Below are 17,113 nucleotides of genomic sequence, written 5' to 3'. Positions count from 1 at the left end.
GGCAAATCCGTATAGTCAGCCCACGGCCCGCACATGCTGGCCGGGCTTGCCAACCGCCAGCGTCTGGTCGATCTCGGGCAGCAGGGCCACGGCCCGGTCCACCAGCGCGGCGTAGTCCTCTACCTTGGCGGAAGCGCGCGACCAGCGGCCGATGGCGAACCACCGCCTGAACAGCGGGTGCTGGTACAGCTCGAAGTACCGGGGCAGGTAGTGCACCCAGATCTGGTCCCGTGCCACCGGACCCGCAGCGTGCAGGATACCGGCATCGGGCGCCACGCCCAGGTTCAGCCGAAAGGCCGGGCGGCGGCGGTCGAGCTGGATTTCCACCAGGTCATGGCCACCCTCGCGCGCTCGGCGCGACTGGCCGAGGGGAAAGCTGGTGCGGATCTCGGGGCTGCGGGCATCCTCGCCGGCCAGCGGGTGCGGCACAAAGCCCTGGCCCTCCAGCGCGGGCAGCAAGCATGTGTGCAAGGCGTCGATCAGCCACTGTCGAGAGGGATCTGCCATGGGTGCGAGAGCTGGGGTGGACGCGCGGGGCGGAATCTGGCTTGTACCGCCCCAGACCGGCTTTGGGCAAGGGCATTGTGCACAGCAGGGCCATTGGCGCTACAATAAACAATCCATCCAGATGGTTTGTTTATCGCCGTGACCGAAGCCCACCGCCGCCAGAAGCACCCCGAACTCGTGCGCAGCCAACTGCTGGCCGTGGTGCGCACGCTGCTGGTCGAGCAGGGGCCGCACGCGGTCACGCTCGATGCCGTGTCGACCCGCGCGGGCGTGACCAAGGGCGGCCTGCAGCACCACTTTCGCAGCAAGCAGGCCCTGCTCGATGCGCTGAATGACCAGCTGTTCGAAGAATTCCTGCAAGGCTACGCGCGCGCCCTGGCGCTCGAAGAGGAGGGCCGCCCCGGCCGGCATGCCCGTGCCTACATCCGCACTGCCTTCGATGGCTTCAGCGATTGCAACCGCGTGGAGGCACAGCGCGCCATCGGCCTGCTGGCGCTGACCCTGCCGGCCGCGCGCGAGCGCTGGAGCGCCGAGATGCAAAAAGCCCTGGCCCACGATGGCGACGACCTGCGCATGGCCGACCGCCTGCTGGCCTGCCGCATGGCGGCCGACGGCTACTGGTTCAGCCAGATGCTGGATGTGTACCCCATGGATGAGGCACGCAGAACCCGCGTGCTGCAGACTTTGTTGAACCTTTGCGATGGAGCCACCTAGCCATGAACCTGACCACCGCCTACGCCTTGCTCGGCGTCGCCATCGTCTCCGAGGTGATCGGCACCTCGGCGCTCAAGGCCTCCGACGGCTTCACCCGCCTGGGGCCGAGCGCCATCACGGTCGTGACCTACGGCCTGTCGTTCTACCTGCTGTCGCTCACGCTCAGGACCCTGCCGGTCGGCATTGCCTATGCCATCTGGTCGGGCGTGGGCATCGTGCTGATCTCGGTCGTGGGCTGGCTGGCCTTCGGCCAGAAGCTGGACCTGCCGGCCGTGATCGGCCTGGGCCTGATCATTGCCGGCGTGCTGGTCGTGAACCTGTTCTCCAAGAGCGTGGGCCACTGATACGGATTCGCCTTCAACCGTCTAACGTCGTTGGTTCGCCTTGCCGTGCTGAAGCACTGTCTGCGGCTTCCCGCCTAGTTATACGGTCGAATGCGAATCCGTATGAGCCCGCGCACTCTATCTTCCTGATTTTGCTTGCTGCCATGACCGCTTCCTACGCCTGTTCTTCGTCTGCTGCCGCAGCAGCGCCCGCGGCGGCCCCCATCACCGGCCAGACCCTGTCGCGGGACGATGTGCTGGCGCTGCTGGAGCGCGGGCCGGGCCCGCTGCATTTCGAGCAGTGCGATTTCGAAGGGGCGGACCTGTCGCGGCTGGAGCTGCGCGGCGCGCAGTTCACCGATTGCACCCTGGCCGGGGCCTCGTTCGAGAAATCGACCCTGGTCGACAGCCGCTGGCTTGGTTGCCGCGCCGGCCTGGCCAACTTTCAGCTGGCCGAACTGACCGATGCGCGCTGGTACCGCTGCGATCTGGGGTGATCTCGTTTCCCGTGCAAATTATTCCGTTAGCAGATCCGGGTTTACCCTTGGTTTGCTAGCTGCCTCAGTGTCGCCAACTCGGAAGGCATATGGAGGACGCGGATGTTGGCGAGCGCCTGTATTGCATCGCGCTTGGACCAAATGTCCGTCTTGTCGCTCGTGAGGAAAACTGAGCAACCGGCCTTGACCCCGGAATCAAGGTGCTGCGCATCGACCTTGGCGCCCAGCAACTTGCGTAGCGGTTCAAACAGCGCCGAGGGCTTGTAGTCGTTCCAAGTTCCAGGGGCCTCTTTCCAACTCAGATTGCTTTGCTTCCAGGAAGCGCCCGAGCCAGGCACGAAGGCCTTGACCCGGCGATTTCGCTGCTCGAAGGGGAAGTAGTGCGTTTTCAGAAGGCCAGCAGCCTCCAAGGCTGCGACTTCCTTGAGCATTCCACCGGTATCCACATACACAAGAAGCATCTTCTCTCCTGTTTGATGGCCCAGTGGCGCCCGATTGATCCAGCTCGTTGCCATGGGTGCTAGCGATGTCGGTCGACGGGCCTGCCTGACTTCAGGTGGGAAGACTCGCATGCCGCTCGCCTTCAACTGGACCAGATGCGGATGGCTCTCTCTTGCCGCGTCTCAAATTGGCCGAGCGATCCACCAGGCTCATCTGCGATGAATTTGTTCCCTTCGTACTGGGCTTCGGTGGCTGACTTCAAGGCCCAACGCCAGCGGGAAAGGGAGCCGCCTTTTTCCTGCCAGGGGTCCTCGAAGTCGTCGCCGTTTACAAGCACCATGCAGTCGATCCCGTGTGGCTGAGAAAGTGTCGCCCGGATCGCGTCGATCAACCCGGGCGGGCCGAACACGAGCAGATCTGTGTCGGAGCCTGCCTGGGCTCGGCCACTGGCCTGCGAACCGATCAGCCACACAGATGAAGGCTGTACCGGCAGATCCGTCAGGCAGTCGACGAAGGTGCGCACGTGAGGGGCAAGAATGGGCTGCATGCATGCCTCGGGTTGGGTGTTGTCCAAGCGATGTCAGAGCCCGCTTTCGAAGCGCTCCTGCAGTCCGGCGGTCGGGGCATCCAGGTACCTCAGCGCCGACTCCATGTCGCGCCATCCAACGTACTCCATCATCTCCTTGATATCCCACCCGCTGGCGCGTGCCCATCCCGCAAATCCGCGCCGCAGCGAATGGCTCGAATAGCCTTCAGCAGACTCGACGCCGGCGTCATGGAACATCTTGCGCAGCAAGGGAATCAGGCTGGTGGGGTGCATGGGTCGATCGGACATGTGGCCCCACTGGTCGATGCCGCAGTACACCGGGCCGGCCAGACGGCCGCTGACCGCGATCCATTCCAGATAGGCGTCCACTGGGCACAGCCTGGATAGTGCCGGGCAATGGAAAGTGCGGCCCTCCATCGCGCGATCCGCCTTGCTGCGATCCAGCCTGCAGGTCAGACCCTTGCCGGCAATGGCTGTCACGTTCTCCACGCGCATATTGACGATCTCGTCGGATCGAAATGCGCGCCAAAACCCAAACAGCACGATGGACCTGTTGCGCGTCAGCTGCAGCAACGCCGCTTCATCGCCTCGTTCGCGTGCGGCGCGCTGAGCGGCCTGCAGCCATTCGGAAATCTTCTGTAGCTGGTCGAGTTCAAGGGGGCGCGCCTGTTTCTGTTTGGACGGGTGCTTTGCCACGATGCCCCTGAGCACCTTTCGCACCAGCGGTGTCTTGGTCGGGTCCGCAAAGCCCTGTTCTGCATGCCAGCGCGCGAGCGCCGCCAGCCTTTGCCTCAAGGTGCTGACCTTGTGCGTGCTCGCGTAGGCCACGAGGTAGCGAGCGACGGTATCGCTGGTGGCCGGCAGCAGGCCTTTCCAGTCCTGCTCGAAGTGCTTGATCGCAGCTGCGTAGCTCCGAACCGTGGTTTCACGGTCGGCAGCCTGCAGATAGTCATCCAGTTCCCCCACCACGCCTCCTTTTGGACTCGGCCCCGCAACCGCATTTCACGAGGAACAGCGCCGACTGCAGCCACTATAGGCGTTCAAGCCGCCCGCGCCACAACCCGCGGGCTGTCTTGTGGGCCTGTCCTGCCGGCGTACTGCACTCCTCTTCAGCAGCAGGTCACGCCAGCTACCAAAACGCGCGTTTGTCGATGCGCGAAAGAAGCGATGCGAGCACAACCAACGATTGGCCGTCAATGTTCATCGGGGTGCTGCCAGCTCCCATCGAACCCGCGCCTTTGGAGTGCTCCGTGGCCCGCGCCATCACTTGATCGACCAGGCTGATCCTGGGGACCAGAACGTACCGTACGTCGCAGTTCAATCCATCGGCAATCTTGGCCAGTGTGTTGAGGGAAATCGAGCCTTCCGCTTCCGACTGCTCCAGTCTCCGGACCCCCTGCGGAGAGATGCCGATGCGACGGCCTAGAGTCGCCGAGTTCATCCCGAGCGCCAGGCGCACCGTCTTCACCCAGCCGCTCCTGGGCGTGCCTGCACCTTGCTGCTTCGCCAGTTCGCGAAGCTGGCTGTCGAGTTCAACCAAGCGGGAAAGATCCAATCGACTCGTCAAGGGCGGGTGGCAAAAAAGGTTCAAGACAACGCTTCGGTTGCGCATATGTCAATGCAAGGCAACCGGGAACTTTCCATTTGCACATGGCCGGTTTCAAACGGCATTTGCGCGGAGAAAGTTCAGCTATCTTCGCACGCTCAGTCCCAAATGGGACCAACTAGTCCCACAATTATTTGAAGAGCATGTTGCAGTTAGACAGAGAACAGATTGGCCATTTCAGTGAGATGGACCTTGCAGGCATTCTTGACGCCGGGGGCTGGAGCGCAATCCTTCCGAAGAGCCTCAGCGACAGCCAGTTGGTCTGCGTTTCCGATCAGCTTCGGGCCATGTTGTGGGGCGAAGGCACGCAAGGACCTGATGGCACACCCAATGCTGCGATCGCCATGGCATTGCTGCTGATGGCAAAGAGCCATCCCTCTCCCCCAGCAAATGGCGAGCTATTTGAAGGCAGCATGCAGCAGCTGCGCGAAGTGATGATGGTCTTGAGCGTGGCTGCAGACCGAGAGATCGTGAACAGGCTGCTCAATCGTCCGAACGACGAAGAGTCGCTGACTATGTTGACAGGCATCGAAGCCATCATGGACGAAGCAAGCCACCCACAGCGGGCAAAGAAGTCTAGGACGCGTCCTCGGGCAGCAGTGTAGAGAGGTCGGCTCTCACCGACTTCAGCACTTTTTCAACCGATGCTGCATCGAATCGGCGTGCATATGCAACCGCCAGGAGAGTCATTGGATGGACCTGCAGGCCTTCAGCGAGGTGTTCCACCATGCCAATGCTGGGAAGTTGTTCGCCCTGCTCAAGACGTCCAACGTGCCGTCGGCTGATCGACGACATCAGATCCTCCTGCGTGAAGCCGCGAGCGGTGCGCAGCTCCTTGAGCGCGCGACCGACGGCAGCTTTTGGCGGATCTGACTTTCGAGTTGGCATTCACTCGATTTCCGCCGATGGCGACTAAAAAGACCACGTCTAACTAGTCGCATTTCAATGGAAATCTGATGATTTCCACTTCCGGACGGCTGCCGCGGAGTCCTCATGCCAGTGTCTTCTCAGCCTTGGACTGATCCTCGATCTGGACATGCAGGCCTGGATCGCACTGCAGCGATTCATCGCAAACGAGGCCCTCATCCTGTTCGCTCTTTTGATCAAAAACAAGGTCCTGCATCGTGCAGATTCAATTTCTCAATGAGCGTCCCGCCCCCGATCTTCAAGTCCAGCCCGAGGTCCAACTGGATCATTGGCGAATCCTTCGACGTGGAACCGGGACGCTGCACATCGTCGCGATGCTGGGGCCCATGACACTCAGAGTTACTTCGGCATTGGCTGCCATCGATCTTGCGAGCGCAATGGTCAAGACGGGATCGGGTCGCAACTATCACCTGGCAGCATCTCCCGAAGAAGACGAGGACCTGCGGATGTTGATGGAACTGCGTGGCCAGCTTGCCATCGGGACGATTTCGGCTGACGTGAGCGATGTCGTCTGGGACGCGGTATCTGTCGGCTCGTGGCCAGCCCATGGCGGCGAGCTGCTGCCGCCCTGGCAATAGTTCCGTTTCCTTGCCACGCACTATGGATTTCAACGACGCACGAACCTATTTCAGCGCACCCTGGCCACGGAGCGATCCCGGCCCTATGTGCACGCTGCGATGCCCGGTGAGCGTAAACCACTCGTTTCGCCGGCTCTACCACGGTCACCTGCACCGAGACGTGCTGGCTCCCTCCGAAATCACCCATGTTGTCAATGTGGGCTGGGATGTCATCCAAGGATTGCTATGCCTTTAAACCCCCAATCCGTCAGTAAGCGATTCGAGCCCGAGCGCAGAGTGCACATCGACAGTCGCAATCGCATTCCCTTGCCGCCTGGGATGGGGTGGACGGTGGGCGCTCGCGTGTACTTCTCGCTGGCCAGGAGTAGCGCTGACGGGGACGAGCCACCACAGTTCGTGATCACGACCGAACCAGGGAGGCTGCTGAAAGGGAGACTGGTTTCCGCACGCATTCAGCGCGCAGGCTTCGCGCCGATGGTCAGGGCGCGCAAGAAGCCTCGCCGCTGTTGGCCATGAGTCCGCGCAACGCCTTCAACGGAGCATCCATGAAACTGCTCGTGTACTCGGACCTGCATCTGGACCTGGCTCCCTTCAGGCCGCGGCTGGACCCGCACTTCCTCCAGACCGTCGACGTGGTGGTGCTGGCCGGCGACACCACCGAGGGCACGGGCGGGCTGCGCTGGGCACGCGAGACCTTCCCGGGAAAGCCCGTCATCTACGTGGACGGCAACCACGAGTTCTACAGCCAGCATTGGGACAAGCACATTGACGTGATGCGCAAGCTCGCCAGTGACTACCAGGTCCACTACCTGGAGAACGATGCCGTCGTGATCGGGGAGGTTCGGTTCCTGGGGTGCACGCTCTGGACGGACTATGCGCTGCACGGCGCCGACGAGAAGCTGATGGCGATGAACACCGCGCGCCATCGCATGAGCGACTACCCGCGGATCAAGATCACCCGGCCGGCGGAGATGTACTGGCACGAACGCAAGCACCGCCTGGTGCCGGCAATGGCCGGGCGCCGGCATGACGCGAGCCGGCAGTGGCTGCAGGAGCAACTGGGCCTGGGTGATCCAGAGAACACGGTGGTGGTCACCCACCATGCACCGCATCCGCGATCAATCCCGCAGGGGTTTGAAGCCCACCCGCTGTCACCTTGCTACGCCAGCGACCTGGAAGCGCTGATGGGAAAGGCCGGCACCTGGATCCATGGGCACGTCCATGAGAGCCAGGACTATCAGGTGCGGGGGACTCGGATCGTCACCAACCCCAGAGGCTACAGGCGCCGAGGGGGTGGCATGCAGAATTCGGAGTTCCGGGTGGATTTCTGTGTGGATGTGGGCTGAGCAGAGACTGCGACGCGTCTGCAAGCACGCGGGTGGTCACCTACCGATGGCATGCTCGCCGGCCCCACGAGCGCAATTGCAATGAGATCTTGCTGGAGGATCATCGACATGAGCACCAAGCCAATCATCGCCCTGGATGCGGATGGGGTGCTGCTCGACTATGGCCTGGCTTATGCCTCGGTCTGGGAGCGCGCGTTTGGCCAGCGGCCCGTCGAGCGGGACAAGGACGCGTACTTTCCGCATCACCGCTGGGCGGTCGAGTTTCTGCAGGGGGATCGCCTGGCGGCGTTGCGGGCCTGCATGGATGAGCAGTTCTGGTCTTGCGTGCCACCACTGGAGCGGGCTGTCGAAGCCAGCCATGTGCTCTACGATGCGGGCTACGAACTGGTCTGCGTCTCAGCTCTGGCCCAGCAGTTTGAAGCGGCGCGCCTGAGGAATCTGCGGGATGCGGGGTTTCCGATCGAGCGCGTGATCGCCACAGGAGTCGCAGCAGGGGAGCGAAGCCCGAAGGCTGAGGCCATCGAGCGCCTTGCGCCAGTGGCGTTTGTAGATGACTTCCTGCCGTATTTTCGTGGGATCGCTCCGGCCGTCCATCGAGCACTGATTTGCCGCGGTCCCAATGGGACACCGAACGTCGGGCCGGAGCTCGATCTGGTCCATTCCTCACACGCAGATTTGTGGGCATTCAGCGAGTGGACGCGCGGCCCTGGGTGTTCACTGCGGACGCAGCCGGTGTAGAACCTCGCGGCATACCAGAGCGCCAGGAAAGACGTCCGAAATCTTCGTCTGGATCCATCTCCCTGGTCCCTTGGAGCCGCCTGGTTCTTCATATTGACGACGGCCCTGCGCCCCTCACTTCTTCCAGGACCGCAGGGTAAGGGCATTGGTCACGACACTCACGCTGCTGAGCGCCATTGCGGCGCCCGCCACCATGGGGTTGAGCAAGCCAAAAGCCGCCAACGGGATACCCACCACGTTGTAGGCAAAGGCCCAAAACAAGTTCTGGCGGATCTTGGCGTAGGTGCGCCGCGAGATGTCAATGGCATCCGCGATCAACGCCGGATCCCCACGCATGAGCGTGATGCCAGCCGCATGCATGGCCACATCCGTGCCTGTGGACATGGCGATTCCCACGTTGGCCGCCGCCAGCGCGGGGGCGTCGTTGATTCCATCCCCGACCATCGCAACTTGCCGACCACCGGATTTGAGTTGCGCGACGATTTCGGCTTTGCCTTCAGGCAGCACATCAGCACGGACCTGGTCTATGCCCAACGCTTTGGCCACCGCGGCCGCGCTGCCTTGGTTGTCCCCGGTCACCAGGACGGTCTCGATGCCCAGGCCGTGCAGCTGCGCTATCGCCTGGCGTGCGCTGGCTTTGACGGTATCGCCAAACGCCAGCAGACCCACCAATGTCGGCGTGTCGGTCACGTCGGCAAGCCAGGACACGGTTCGGCCTTCCTGCTGCATCTGCGCGGCAGTCGCCGCCAGACTTTCAGTGCTGACCAGGAGCTCGTTCATGTACCGGGTACTGCCCAAGCGTATCTCGCGCCCCTTGACGATGGCCGACATCCCCCGGCCTGCCACTGCAGTGACGTCGGTGGCTCGCGGCACGGTGATCAACTGGCTGCGAGCAGCGTCCATCACGGCTCTGGCCAAGGGATGCTCGCTTCCGTTCTGCAGGGCCGCGGCAAACGGCAATAGATGCTCCTGGGCGCCCTCAGCAGGGACTGCTGCTGCCATGGTGGGTCTGCCTTCAGTGAGAGTGCCGGTCTTGTCGAAGGCTACCGTGTCGATGCGGTGTGCAATCTCGAGGGCTTCGGCATCCTTGATCAGGATGCCATGGCGCGCTGCCACGCCGGTCCCCGCCATGATGGCGGTCGGAGTCGCCAGGCCCAGCGCGCAGGGGCAGGCAATGACCAGCACCGCCACAGCATTGAGGATGGCCTGTTCCCAGTTCCCCGTCGCAAGGCCCCATCCCACCAGGGTGAGTGCGGCAAGGCCGAGGACTACGGGGACGAACACGGCGCTGACCTTGTCCACCATGCGCTGGATCGGAGCCTTCTTGGCCTGCGCAGATTCCACCATGCGCACGATGCGCGATAGCGTGGACTCGGCGCCGACGGCGCTCGTGCGAACCAGCAACAAGCCTTCCGCATTCACGGCCCCTCCGGTCACTTGGTCGCCGACGTTCTTGGCAACGGGAAGGCTTTCGCCGGTGATCAGCGATTCGTCGACCTGGCTTGCGCCCTCGATGACGGCGCCATCCACCGGCACTCTCTCTCCGGGGCGAACGACCACGTCGTCCCCCACTTTCACCTGCGACAGGGGTAGATCGACGTCACCAGCAGCGGTACGCACGCGCGCCACTTCCGGGCGCAGGGCATTGAGTGCCTGGATGGCCGCTGTGGTCTGCCTCTTGGCCCGCGCTTCCAACCACTTCCCCAGAAGCACGAGGGTGATGATCACAGCCGATGCCTCAAAGTACAGATGGGGTGTGCCATGCTCTGCGTGCTTGAAGAGCAGGTAGAGGCTCAACCCATACCCTGCCGAGGTGCCCAGAGCCACCAGCAGGTCCATATTGCCCGCGCCGGCGCGCAGCGCCCTCCATCCCGCCCGGTAAAACCGTGCCCCCAGCCAAAACTGCACCGGCGTGGCCAAAGCCAGTTGAATCCAGCCGCTCAGAGCCCAGTCCTGCCGGAACAGCATACCCAGCATGGGCAGCACGAGCGGTACGCAAAGGACGGCAGCCAATGCAACCGGCCACCAAGGCTCGCCACCGGACTTTGGGGGGGCGGGTGCATCTGAAGTCACGACCTGGGCCTCGTAGCCGGCCTTCTGGATGGCTCTCACGAGGCCATCGGATGCCACCCCCGCTTGCAGGCGCACCCGCGCCCGCTCGGTGGCCAGGCTGACTTCGGCATCCGTCACCCCGGGCACGGCCTTCAAGGCCTTCTCGACACGACCGACACAGGAGGCGCAGGTCATCCCGCCAACAGAAAGCTCCACCAGTTCCTCGGCCACTGAGTACCCGGCCTTTTGTACGGCCGCCGCCAAGGCGGGGGCGGCAACGGATGCCTCGGCCACCACGGTCGCACGCTCCGTGGCAATGTTCACGGTCACGTCCCGCACGCCTGGCACCGCTTTGAGCGCCTTCTCGACCCGCCCGACGCAGGAGGCGCAGGTCATGCCCGTGATCGGAAGGTCCAAGAGTGATGTCGGTAGTGACGAGGGCAGCATTGCGCCATTGGCAACGGAATTCATGGCAGTCTCCAAATGAGGTTCAAACCCGGCTGTGGCCGGCACAGCTGAACTGTCAGGCTTGACACGGTGGCAAACGCAAGCGTGGCGTTGTGCGAGGTAGTAGCTAGCGTCACCAGGGCTTGACCTTTCCACCGTGACAAGCTGGAGACTGCGTGCTTCACAACTTTTTTTCCACGAGGTGAAACATGCATGAATTCCAACTCCCCAACATGACCTGCGGGCATTGCGCCGGGATGGTCAGCCAGACACTGAAGATGGTCGATCCCGAATGCAAGATCCAGGTGGACATGCCCAAGCGCACGGTTACTGTGCAGAGCGCGGAAGACCGCCAGACATTGACGGAGGTGCTGTCCGAGGCGGGATACCCACCCGCCTGATCTCGTTTGAGGTACTCAGCAGGAACCTCTTGGGGGTTCTTGACATTGACACGGTGGCAAGGTGGACAGTCCTGCTACCGTGTTTTCTTCATTCGCAGGAACAGCCATGACCGCACTCATGAACATCGGCGATGCCGCCAAAGCCGCAGGGGTCTCAGCCAAGATGATTCGCCATTATGAGCAGACCGGCTTGCTCCCGGAGGCGGTACGCAGCGATTCTGGGTACCGCCTGTACGGGGAGCGGGAGATCTCCGTGTTGCGTTTCATCCGCCAGTCGCGCCGACTCGGATTCTCCATGCCCCAGATCGCCGAGCTGATCGGCCAGTGGGGTGATGCTGCCCGCAGCAGCCGGCAGGTCAAGGCCATTGCAGAGCGCCATCTGCAGGATCTGCAACAGAAGCTGCAGGAGATCGTCGAGATGAAGTCAGCGCTTGAGCAGCTCGTGGCTGTCTGTGCTGGTGACGACCACGCCGATTGCGCAATCCTGGACAATCTGGCGGTCGACAGCCCGTCCAGGCCCAGCCACAGCGCAAACTTCGTCAAGCCGCGGCGTCGCAGCCAAAATGACAGCCGCAGCCCAGCGCCTGGTTCGGTTGCAACCAGCCAGCTGGATCTCATGGCCTGGATGCGCGGCGTTCACGTCCATCACGGCAATCATTGACCGCGCGGCGGTTGTCCAAGACGACCCTTGTGGGTTGGCAGCCTGTGGGACTTTCTATCCCGGCAAAGCCGCTCAGGGGTCGGGAGAAACAGCGGCCTTCGATGGGCGAGATGCCGTGTTGGAGACGGCGTTGCCAGCAAGTGCTTCGCGCCCTTTGTCCGTGATGGCAAGCACCGTTGCCGTGTCCTCCTCTTGTGAATCCGCGTAGGTAAATTCGGCTCGCAGGAGACCGTTTTGCTGAAGCTCCTCAACCAGGATTGCCTGTGGTCCGCTCACGAGAAATGGCAAAGGGCAGCCCTGTATCAAGTGCAGCATGGCCGAAGCCGTAGCTACCTCGGCTAGCGCGGGCGAAACAGTGGCCTTGGCCAACTGCGCGCGAACCCATCGAGAGCCGCCAAGGGCCGACAGCTTGCAAAGCTCCTGAAAGGAAAGCAATACGCCGAAGGTCAATGGAATGTCCGCATCATGGCCGACCGACCACGGAACCAAGTCAAGCGGCGGTCCTGAGGCATCGCGCTTCTTCCAGCGCACGACTTGGGCAGTCTCCATGTCGACAATGTGCGCCCAATCGGCCTTGACGGAGTTTCCAGCCCAGATGCACTGCTCCAAAGTTCCGCGCAGCACCATGTCCCACCACCCACCGCTGGTGTCTTCGGCCAAGTTGGCAAATAGCGCGTAAGTCACGTCTACCTCACCGTACACCGTCATGGCCAGAGCAGGCCTGTGCTCGCATCAGACTTGCGCGCTATACGCGGCTTGCCACCGGCGTATAGCGCGGACAGGCATAGCCCGTCCGCCGCGCTTCATGCCGGTTTTACTTCGGGGTGGTCCCTTGGCTCGTTTCCTTGTGTGGCTTGGCTTCGCGCTCGTTGGCCTTGTCCTGGCCGCGGGCTTCGGACTTGCTGGTCGTGGCCACGCCTGAGCCTTCCCCGCGGGCCGTGCTGCCGTCGTTGGTACGCTTGGGTGGCGTTGCTGGGCGGGCCTTCTTGTGATCCTCGCCGTGCGCCTGGGCCTTGGAGTTGGTGTAGGGGGTGGCCTCCTGGGTATCGCCAGCTGCAAATGCGGACGATGCGGCCGTAAGGGCCAGAGCGATGAGAAAAGACTTCATGATTTTTCTTTCGCGGCATGGCCGCATGGGTGAGGAAAGGCCCCCTGTACGAGGGCGCCGTCTGCTTTTCGCCTGGCTTACTTGGCGGCCTGGATGTCCGTCACGACCATTTTTCCGCCTTCGCTGACCACCATGAAGCGGATCTTGTCGCCTACCTGCACCTTGTCGAGCAGGGCCTTGTCCTTGGCGTTGAAGACCATGGTCATGCCGGGCATTTCCAGGTGCTTGATGTCGCCATGCTTGATGGTGATCTTGCTGGCGTCCTTGTCGATCTTGCGCACCTCACCATCGGTCATCGAGGCGGCTGCGGAGGACTTGGCGGCGTCGGGGGCGGCCTGGGCCATGGCCGCGACCGGCAGCAGTGCGGCCAGCGACAGCATGGCGGCGGCGATAGCAGTGTTGATTTGCTTCATGAGAGTTCCTTGTTCAGTGGGTTGACGCGCAACCCCGTGGTTACTTCTTTGCGACCTTGACCTGGCCCTTCATGCCTGCGTCGTAGTGGCCTGGGTACAGGCATGCGAAGTTGATGTCGCCCGCCTTGGTGAAATGCCAGATGATTTCGCCCTGCTTGCCGGGAGCCAGGGAAATCTTGCTCGGCTCGTCGTGTTCCATCTCGGGGAACTTCTTCATGGTCTCGTAGTGCTCCTTGAGCTCGGCCTCGGTACCCAGGCTGAACTCGTGCTTGACCTGGCCGGAGTTCTTGATCACGAAGCGGATGGTCTCGCCCTGCTTGGCGGCGATGTTCGCTGGCGTGAAGCGCATGGTGTCCGCCATCTCGACGTTGATCGTGCGGGTCACCTTGCCGGCTTGACCGGGCTGACCAATGGCGGATTCAGCACTGCCGTGGCCTTTGGCGCCACCGGCGTCATGACCGCCACCGTGGTTACCGCCGGCGAAGCTGTTGAAGGAAATGGCCACCAGGGCGGAGGCTGCGATCAGGGAAAGGTTGCGTTTCATAGGTACCTCGTAGAGTGGTTCAGGGGGGATGGGTTTTCAGTGCCCGCTATGGGCCGATGGCTTCTTGACCTTGACGACGGTGTCCGAGGTGGCCTTTTCCTTGCGCGGCATGGACTGACCGCCCTCGGCCTTGAAGCGCGCTGGCTCGGCCACCGGGCCGGTGTACTCATAGGCGACGGTGCCTTCAGGGTGCTTGTACCAACCGGGGTTTTTGTAGTCGCCCGGCTTTTGGTCGCGGCGCACCTTGACGACGCTGAACATGCCGCCCATCTCGACCGACCCAAACGGGCCTTCGCCGGTCATCATCGGAATCGTGTTGTCAGGGATGGGCATCTCCATCTCCGTCATGTCCGCCATGCCGCGCTCACCCATCACCATGTAGTCGGGAATGAGGTTGTTGATCTTCTTGGCCACCCCCCGGTGGTCCACGCCGATCATGGTAGGAATGTCGTGCCCCATCGCGTTCATGGTGTGGTGGCTCTTGTGGCAATGGAATGCCCAGTCGCCTTCTTCGTCAGCCAGGAAGTCGATCTGCCGCATCTGGCCCACGGCCACATCGGTGGTGACCTCGTACAGCCGCGTGCTCTTGGGCGTTGGACCACCATCGGTGCCGGTCACGAGGAACTCGTGGCCGTGCAGATGGATGGGGTGGTTGGTCATGGTCAGATTGCCGATGCGGATCCGCACCTTGTCGTTGAGCCGGACATTCAACGAGTCAATGCCCGGGAAGATGCGGCTGTTCCATGTCCACAGATTGAAGTTCGTCATCTCTGCGACCTTGGGTGTCGCGGCCCCGGGCTCGATGTCATAGGCGCTGAGCAGGAAGCAGAAGTCGCGCTGCACCTCATCGATCAGCGGATGCTTGGCCTTGGGGTGGGTGATCCAGAAGCCCATCATGCCCATGGCCATCTGCGTCATTTCGTCGGCATGCGGGTGGTACATGAAGGTGCCAGGGCGGCGCGCCACGAACTCGTAGACGAAGGTCTTGCCTGGGTTGATGGCAGGTTGGTTCAGTCCTGCTACGCCATCCATGCCATTGGGCAGGCGTTGACCGTGCCAGTGGATGCTGGTGTGCTCAGGTAGCTTGTTGGTCACGAAGATGCGCACGCGATCGCCTTCGACCACTTCAATGGTGGGGCCTGGGCTCTGTCCGTTGTAACCCCACAGGTGGGCCTTGAAGCCGGGGGCCATTTCTCGCACCACGGGCTCGGCGACCAGATGGAACTCCTTGACACCCTGGTTCATGCGCCAGGGCAACGTCCAGCCGTTCAGCGTGACCACGGGGTTGTAGGGACGCCCCGAGTTGGGCACCAGCGGTGCCATGGTCTCAGGACTCGTCTGAAAAACAGGCTCTGGCAAAGCTGCCATCGCAACTCGGCTCACACTGGCCGCAGCCACAGCCCCTCCGGCAATGCCTGCGAAGCGGAAAAAATCTCTTCTCGAACTCATGTTGGTTTCCTTTGGGATCAGTGGCCTGCTGCAGACTCGGCGGCGGCAGCACCCCCGCCGCCAGCGACACCGGCACTCATGGGCTTGCCGATCAGGGAGGCCTGGAGGGCCGCCTCTGCTTGCCAGAACTGCTGTTCGGCATTGAGCGCTGCCATCACCGAGTTCACCTGGTCGCGGGAGTCAGCCAGCAGCTCGAACACGCTGATCAGCATCCCGTTGTAGCGAAGCTGGTTTTCTTCGGAGATGGTCTTCCTCAGCGGGATCACCTCATCGCGGTGGTGGCGCGCGACGTCATAGGCCGTGCGGTAGGCGGAGTAGCTTTCGCGAAGGTTGGAGCCGGCCGCTCGGGCGGTGGCCTCCAGGCGATTGGCCGCCGCCAGCGTCTGCGCACTCATTGCGCTGCGCTGCATGCCGCCCCAGTCGAAGATGGGCAGGCTCAGGCTGATCTCAAAGCCGCGGCGGGTTTGCTTTGTGTTCTCGGTCGCATCAAACACGGAGTCGCGTCGCACCCCCAGTTCGATGTCCGTGAAGGTCATGAGCGTGTTCCAGCCCTGCGAGCGCGCAGCTGCGTCATAGTCCGACTTGGCGATCTGCAGGTCCAGGCGGCCCTTGGAGGCCAGGCGGCCCGCCTCCTGAGCAGACACAGGCTCCTTGGGCAGTGCGGGCAGGCGCTCGGGCAGCTTGAGCATGCCAGCCTGGCTGTCGTCCAGGCCAAGCAGCCGGACCAGCTCCTCGCGGGCGGCCGTAGTCTGGTGCTGTGCGTTGGCCACCTGGGTGGCAGTGTCCGCATAGAACGCCTGCTGGCGGGCACGATCGAGCTTGTTGAAGTTCCCGACCGACTGCATGCGCTTTGCCAGCTCGGCACTGGCCTGGGCGCTGGCCAAGACCTGCTGGGTATAGGTCAGCGTCTGCTGGGCCGCTACAGCGCGTACCCAGGCCTGACGCACTTGTGTGACCTGATCCACGACATCGCTGCTCAGGCGCAGCTGTGTTTGCTTGATGCGCAGTTCAGCTGTCCCTTTGCGCATGGGCAGGGTGAGCAGGTCCAGCAGTCCAAAGGACAGAAGCCGGCCGATCTCGGTTTCACTGCCCAGGCGCACCCGCTCCAGGGTGAGGATGGGATTTGCAATCCGCCCCGACTGGGCGGCGCTCGAGGCATCGGCCCAGCTTTGGGCCACGATGGCCTGCATGGACGGACTGTTGACCAGCGCGAGTTGTACGGCTTCCTTTTGCCCAAGCGGCTTGCTCAAGAGATCGGAGGCACGCTGGCGCAAGGCGTCCTGCTCGGACTTGTCTCGGGCCAGGGTGAGTTGGCCATCCGTGAAGCCGGCCGTGGCGGCATTGGTGCCAGACAGGTTCTGCTCCAGGTTCACGCTGGCGCAGCCGGACAATACCGCGACGGCGGCCAGAGCCACCAGGAGCTTGGCACGGGGCATGCGAACTGGGCGGCTCATTGCTTGCCTCCACCGTGGGTGCCATGGCCTTGGGCGGGCTGCTCTTGGCCTGCATCGGGCGCCGTCTGGCGCATTTCCCTGGCGTAGGCGCGCCAGCCACCGATTTGCCCCACCTTGTCGTTGGCCTCCTTCCAAGGCTGGACGGATTGCTCCTTGTACGCCTCATAGCCCGTGAATGCCGAGCGGTAGGAGATCTGGTAGTCCACCTTTGTGGCGCCGGCCTCTGGCGTCTGCGCGAATGCCAAGGAGGGAACCGCGAGCGCGGCGGCCAGCCATCGGCTTGAGGTGGGTCGTGAAAGCCAAGGATTTTTCATAGATTCACCATGCGTTTCGTGATGGATGCATTGTGTGAACCCCTTG

Annotated in this window: 24 protein-coding genes; 9 read left to right on the top strand and 15 right to left on the bottom strand. The window is 62.7% G+C overall.

Going from position 1 to position 17,113, the window contains the following annotated elements; genetic code table 11:
- Positions 1–15 precede the first annotated feature (15 nt).
- Positions 16–507, bottom strand: coding sequence for a hypothetical protein (locus HNP48_RS07065; protein ID WP_184856177.1), 492 nt, complete (start codon positions 505–507; stop codon positions 16–18).
- 138 nt (positions 508–645) lie between these two features.
- On the opposite strand from HNP48_RS07065, the gene HNP48_RS07060 reads away from it, so the two are divergent.
- From HNP48_RS07060 to HNP48_RS07050, 3 genes are all read left to right on the top strand, one after another.
- Positions 646–1,221, top strand: coding sequence for a TetR family transcriptional regulator (locus HNP48_RS07060; protein ID WP_184856176.1), 576 nt, complete (start codon positions 646–648; stop codon positions 1,219–1,221).
- A 2-nt stretch (positions 1,222–1,223) separates the two neighbouring features.
- Positions 1,224–1,565: an SMR family transporter gene (locus tag HNP48_RS07055; protein ID WP_184856175.1), complete on the top strand. Its 342-nt coding sequence runs from the start codon at positions 1,224–1,226 to the stop codon at positions 1,563–1,565.
- Positions 1,566–1,708: 143 nt separating this feature from the next.
- Positions 1,709–2,041, top strand: coding sequence for a pentapeptide repeat-containing protein (locus HNP48_RS07050; protein ID WP_260420126.1), 333 nt, complete (start codon positions 1,709–1,711; stop codon positions 2,039–2,041).
- A gap of 41 nt (positions 2,042–2,082) precedes the next feature.
- Here HNP48_RS07050 and HNP48_RS07045 read toward each other — a convergent pair whose 3' ends face one another.
- The 4 genes from HNP48_RS07045 to HNP48_RS07030 form a co-directional block, all read right to left on the bottom strand.
- On the bottom strand, positions 2,083–2,556 hold the full coding sequence (locus HNP48_RS07045; RefSeq protein WP_184856174.1) for a hypothetical protein: 474 nt from the start codon (positions 2,554–2,556) through the stop codon (positions 2,083–2,085).
- Between the two features lie 68 nt (positions 2,557–2,624).
- On the bottom strand, positions 2,625–3,029 hold the full coding sequence (locus HNP48_RS07040) for a nucleotidyltransferase domain-containing protein (RefSeq protein WP_184856173.1): 405 nt from the start codon (positions 3,027–3,029) through the stop codon (positions 2,625–2,627).
- A 33-nt stretch (positions 3,030–3,062) separates the two neighbouring features.
- The gene (locus HNP48_RS07035) at positions 3,063–3,995 is read right to left on the bottom strand and encodes a tyrosine-type recombinase/integrase (protein WP_184856172.1); all 933 of its coding nucleotides are present in this window, start codon (positions 3,993–3,995) and stop codon (positions 3,063–3,065) included.
- Between the two features lie 163 nt (positions 3,996–4,158).
- Positions 4,159–4,569 carry a helix-turn-helix domain-containing protein gene (locus tag HNP48_RS07030; protein WP_260420125.1) on the bottom strand — a complete coding sequence of 137 codons (411 nt, stop codon included), beginning with the start codon at positions 4,567–4,569 and terminating at the stop codon, positions 4,159–4,161.
- Between the two features lie 209 nt (positions 4,570–4,778).
- Here HNP48_RS07030 and HNP48_RS07025 point away from each other — a divergent pair, with 209 nt between their 5' ends.
- On the top strand, positions 4,779–5,240 hold the full coding sequence (locus HNP48_RS07025) for a hypothetical protein (RefSeq protein ID WP_184856170.1): 462 nt from the start codon (positions 4,779–4,781) through the stop codon (positions 5,238–5,240).
- Here HNP48_RS07025 and HNP48_RS07020 read toward each other — a convergent pair.
- A complete protein-coding gene (locus tag HNP48_RS07020; protein ID WP_260420156.1) occupies positions 5,212–5,430 on the bottom strand; it encodes a helix-turn-helix transcriptional regulator in 219 nt (72 codons plus the stop codon). The genes HNP48_RS07025 and HNP48_RS07020 overlap by 29 nt on opposite strands.
- A gap of 196 nt (positions 5,431–5,626) precedes the next feature.
- Positions 5,627–5,758, bottom strand: a complete 132-nt coding sequence (locus tag HNP48_RS35305; RefSeq protein ID WP_260420124.1) for a hypothetical protein — start codon at positions 5,756–5,758, stop codon at positions 5,627–5,629.
- 1 nt (position 5,759) lies between these two features.
- Between HNP48_RS35305 and HNP48_RS07015 the strand changes: the two genes are divergently transcribed.
- The 3 genes from HNP48_RS07015 (at position 5,760) to HNP48_RS07005 (ending at position 8,224) form a co-directional block, all read left to right on the top strand.
- Entirely contained in the window at positions 5,760–6,140 is a 381-nt protein-coding gene (locus HNP48_RS07015) for a hypothetical protein (protein ID WP_184856168.1), read from the top strand.
- A 545-nt stretch (positions 6,141–6,685) separates the two neighbouring features.
- Positions 6,686–7,486 carry a metallophosphoesterase gene (locus tag HNP48_RS07010; protein WP_184856167.1) on the top strand — a complete coding sequence of 267 codons (801 nt, stop codon included), beginning with the start codon at positions 6,686–6,688 and terminating at the stop codon, positions 7,484–7,486.
- 108 nt (positions 7,487–7,594) lie between these two features.
- Positions 7,595–8,224 (top strand): HAD family hydrolase, encoded by a 630-nt coding sequence (locus HNP48_RS07005; RefSeq protein WP_184856166.1) that lies wholly within the window; start codon positions 7,595–7,597, stop codon positions 8,222–8,224.
- Positions 8,225–8,338: 114 nt separating this feature from the next.
- On the opposite strand, the gene HNP48_RS07000 is transcribed toward HNP48_RS07005, so the two are convergent.
- Entirely contained in the window at positions 8,339–10,723 is a 2,385-nt protein-coding gene (locus HNP48_RS07000) for a heavy metal translocating P-type ATPase (RefSeq protein ID WP_184856523.1), read from the bottom strand.
- 209 nt (positions 10,724–10,932) lie between these two features.
- Here HNP48_RS07000 and HNP48_RS06995 point away from each other — a divergent pair, with 209 nt between their 5' ends.
- Together HNP48_RS06995 and cueR are read left to right on the top strand one after the other, a co-directional pair.
- Entirely contained in the window at positions 10,933–11,124 is a 192-nt protein-coding gene (locus HNP48_RS06995) for a heavy-metal-associated domain-containing protein (protein ID WP_184856165.1), read from the top strand.
- A 106-nt stretch (positions 11,125–11,230) separates the two neighbouring features.
- Positions 11,231–11,785, top strand: coding sequence for a Cu(I)-responsive transcriptional regulator (cueR, locus tag HNP48_RS06990; protein WP_311773808.1), 555 nt, complete (start codon positions 11,231–11,233; stop codon positions 11,783–11,785).
- Positions 11,786–11,857: 72 nt separating this feature from the next.
- Here cueR and HNP48_RS06985 read toward each other — a convergent pair whose 3' ends face one another.
- From HNP48_RS06985 to HNP48_RS06955, 7 genes are all read right to left on the bottom strand, one after another.
- The gene (locus HNP48_RS06985; RefSeq protein ID WP_184856164.1) at positions 11,858–12,493 is read right to left on the bottom strand and encodes a hypothetical protein; all 636 of its coding nucleotides are present in this window, start codon (positions 12,491–12,493) and stop codon (positions 11,858–11,860) included.
- A 106-nt stretch (positions 12,494–12,599) separates the two neighbouring features.
- The gene (locus HNP48_RS06980) at positions 12,600–12,893 is read right to left on the bottom strand and encodes a hypothetical protein (protein WP_184856163.1); all 294 of its coding nucleotides are present in this window, start codon (positions 12,891–12,893) and stop codon (positions 12,600–12,602) included.
- Between the two features lie 77 nt (positions 12,894–12,970).
- Positions 12,971–13,306, bottom strand: coding sequence for a copper-binding protein (locus tag HNP48_RS06975; RefSeq protein ID WP_184856162.1), 336 nt, complete (start codon positions 13,304–13,306; stop codon positions 12,971–12,973).
- 40 nt (positions 13,307–13,346) lie between these two features.
- Positions 13,347–13,850, bottom strand: a complete 504-nt coding sequence (locus tag HNP48_RS06970; protein WP_184856161.1) for a plastocyanin/azurin family copper-binding protein — start codon at positions 13,848–13,850, stop codon at positions 13,347–13,349.
- Between the two features lie 36 nt (positions 13,851–13,886).
- Positions 13,887–15,299, bottom strand: coding sequence for a multicopper oxidase family protein (locus tag HNP48_RS06965; RefSeq protein WP_184856160.1), 1,413 nt, complete (start codon positions 15,297–15,299; stop codon positions 13,887–13,889).
- 17 nt (positions 15,300–15,316) lie between these two features.
- On the bottom strand, positions 15,317–16,753 hold the full coding sequence (locus tag HNP48_RS06960) for a TolC family protein (protein ID WP_184856159.1): 1,437 nt from the start codon (positions 16,751–16,753) through the stop codon (positions 15,317–15,319).
- Complete coding sequence (locus HNP48_RS06955) at positions 16,750–17,067, bottom strand: hypothetical protein (RefSeq protein WP_184856158.1); 318 nt, start codon at positions 17,065–17,067, stop codon at positions 16,750–16,752. The genes HNP48_RS06960 and HNP48_RS06955 overlap by 4 nt, the downstream gene beginning before the upstream one ends.
- Positions 17,068–17,113 lie beyond the last annotated feature (46 nt).

Origin of the sequence: Acidovorax soli, from assembly GCF_014207955.1 — a bacterium.
Taxonomy (GTDB): Bacteria; Pseudomonadota; Gammaproteobacteria; order Burkholderiales; family Burkholderiaceae_C; genus Acidovorax; species Acidovorax soli_A.
This window is presented reverse-complemented; position numbering and strand designations above follow the sequence as displayed.

Coding starts and splice junctions, on each gene's coding strand:
- HNP48_RS07065 (WP_184856177.1), bottom strand. CDS start 507: ATGGCAGATCCCTCTCGACAGTGGCTGATCGACGCCTTGCACACATGC.
- HNP48_RS07000 (WP_184856523.1), bottom strand. CDS start 10,723: ATGCTGCCCTCGTCACTACCGACATCACTCTTGGACCTTCCGATCACG.
- HNP48_RS06995 (WP_184856165.1), top strand. CDS start 10,933: ATGCATGAATTCCAACTCCCCAACATGACCTGCGGGCATTGCGCCGGG.
- HNP48_RS06960 (WP_184856159.1), bottom strand. CDS start 16,753: ATGAGCCGCCCAGTTCGCATGCCCCGTGCCAAGCTCCTGGTGGCTCTG.
- HNP48_RS06965 (WP_184856160.1), bottom strand. CDS start 15,299: ATGAGTTCGAGAAGAGATTTTTTCCGCTTCGCAGGCATTGCCGGAGGG.
- HNP48_RS07010 (WP_184856167.1), top strand. CDS start 6,686: ATGAAACTGCTCGTGTACTCGGACCTGCATCTGGACCTGGCTCCCTTC.
- HNP48_RS06970 (WP_184856161.1), bottom strand. CDS start 13,850: ATGAAACGCAACCTTTCCCTGATCGCAGCCTCCGCCCTGGTGGCCATT.
- HNP48_RS07050 (WP_260420126.1), top strand. CDS start 1,709: ATGACCGCTTCCTACGCCTGTTCTTCGTCTGCTGCCGCAGCAGCGCCC.
- HNP48_RS07045 (WP_184856174.1), bottom strand. CDS start 2,556: ATGGCAACGAGCTGGATCAATCGGGCGCCACTGGGCCATCAAACAGGA.
- HNP48_RS07020 (WP_260420156.1), bottom strand. CDS start 5,430: ATGTCGTCGATCAGCCGACGGCACGTTGGACGTCTTGAGCAGGGCGAA.
- HNP48_RS06985 (WP_184856164.1), bottom strand. CDS start 12,493: ATGACGGTGTACGGTGAGGTAGACGTGACTTACGCGCTATTTGCCAAC.
- HNP48_RS35305 (WP_260420124.1), bottom strand. CDS start 5,758: ATGCAGGACCTTGTTTTTGATCAAAAGAGCGAACAGGATGAGGGCCTC.
- HNP48_RS07025 (WP_184856170.1), top strand. CDS start 4,779: ATGTTGCAGTTAGACAGAGAACAGATTGGCCATTTCAGTGAGATGGAC.
- HNP48_RS06980 (WP_184856163.1), bottom strand. CDS start 12,893: ATGAAGTCTTTTCTCATCGCTCTGGCCCTTACGGCCGCATCGTCCGCA.
- HNP48_RS07040 (WP_184856173.1), bottom strand. CDS start 3,029: ATGCAGCCCATTCTTGCCCCTCACGTGCGCACCTTCGTCGACTGCCTG.
- HNP48_RS07055 (WP_184856175.1), top strand. CDS start 1,224: ATGAACCTGACCACCGCCTACGCCTTGCTCGGCGTCGCCATCGTCTCC.
- cueR (WP_311773808.1), top strand. CDS start 11,231: ATGACCGCACTCATGAACATCGGCGATGCCGCCAAAGCCGCAGGGGTC.
- HNP48_RS07005 (WP_184856166.1), top strand. CDS start 7,595: ATGAGCACCAAGCCAATCATCGCCCTGGATGCGGATGGGGTGCTGCTC.
- HNP48_RS06955 (WP_184856158.1), bottom strand. CDS start 17,067: ATGAAAAATCCTTGGCTTTCACGACCCACCTCAAGCCGATGGCTGGCC.
- HNP48_RS06975 (WP_184856162.1), bottom strand. CDS start 13,306: ATGAAGCAAATCAACACTGCTATCGCCGCCGCCATGCTGTCGCTGGCC.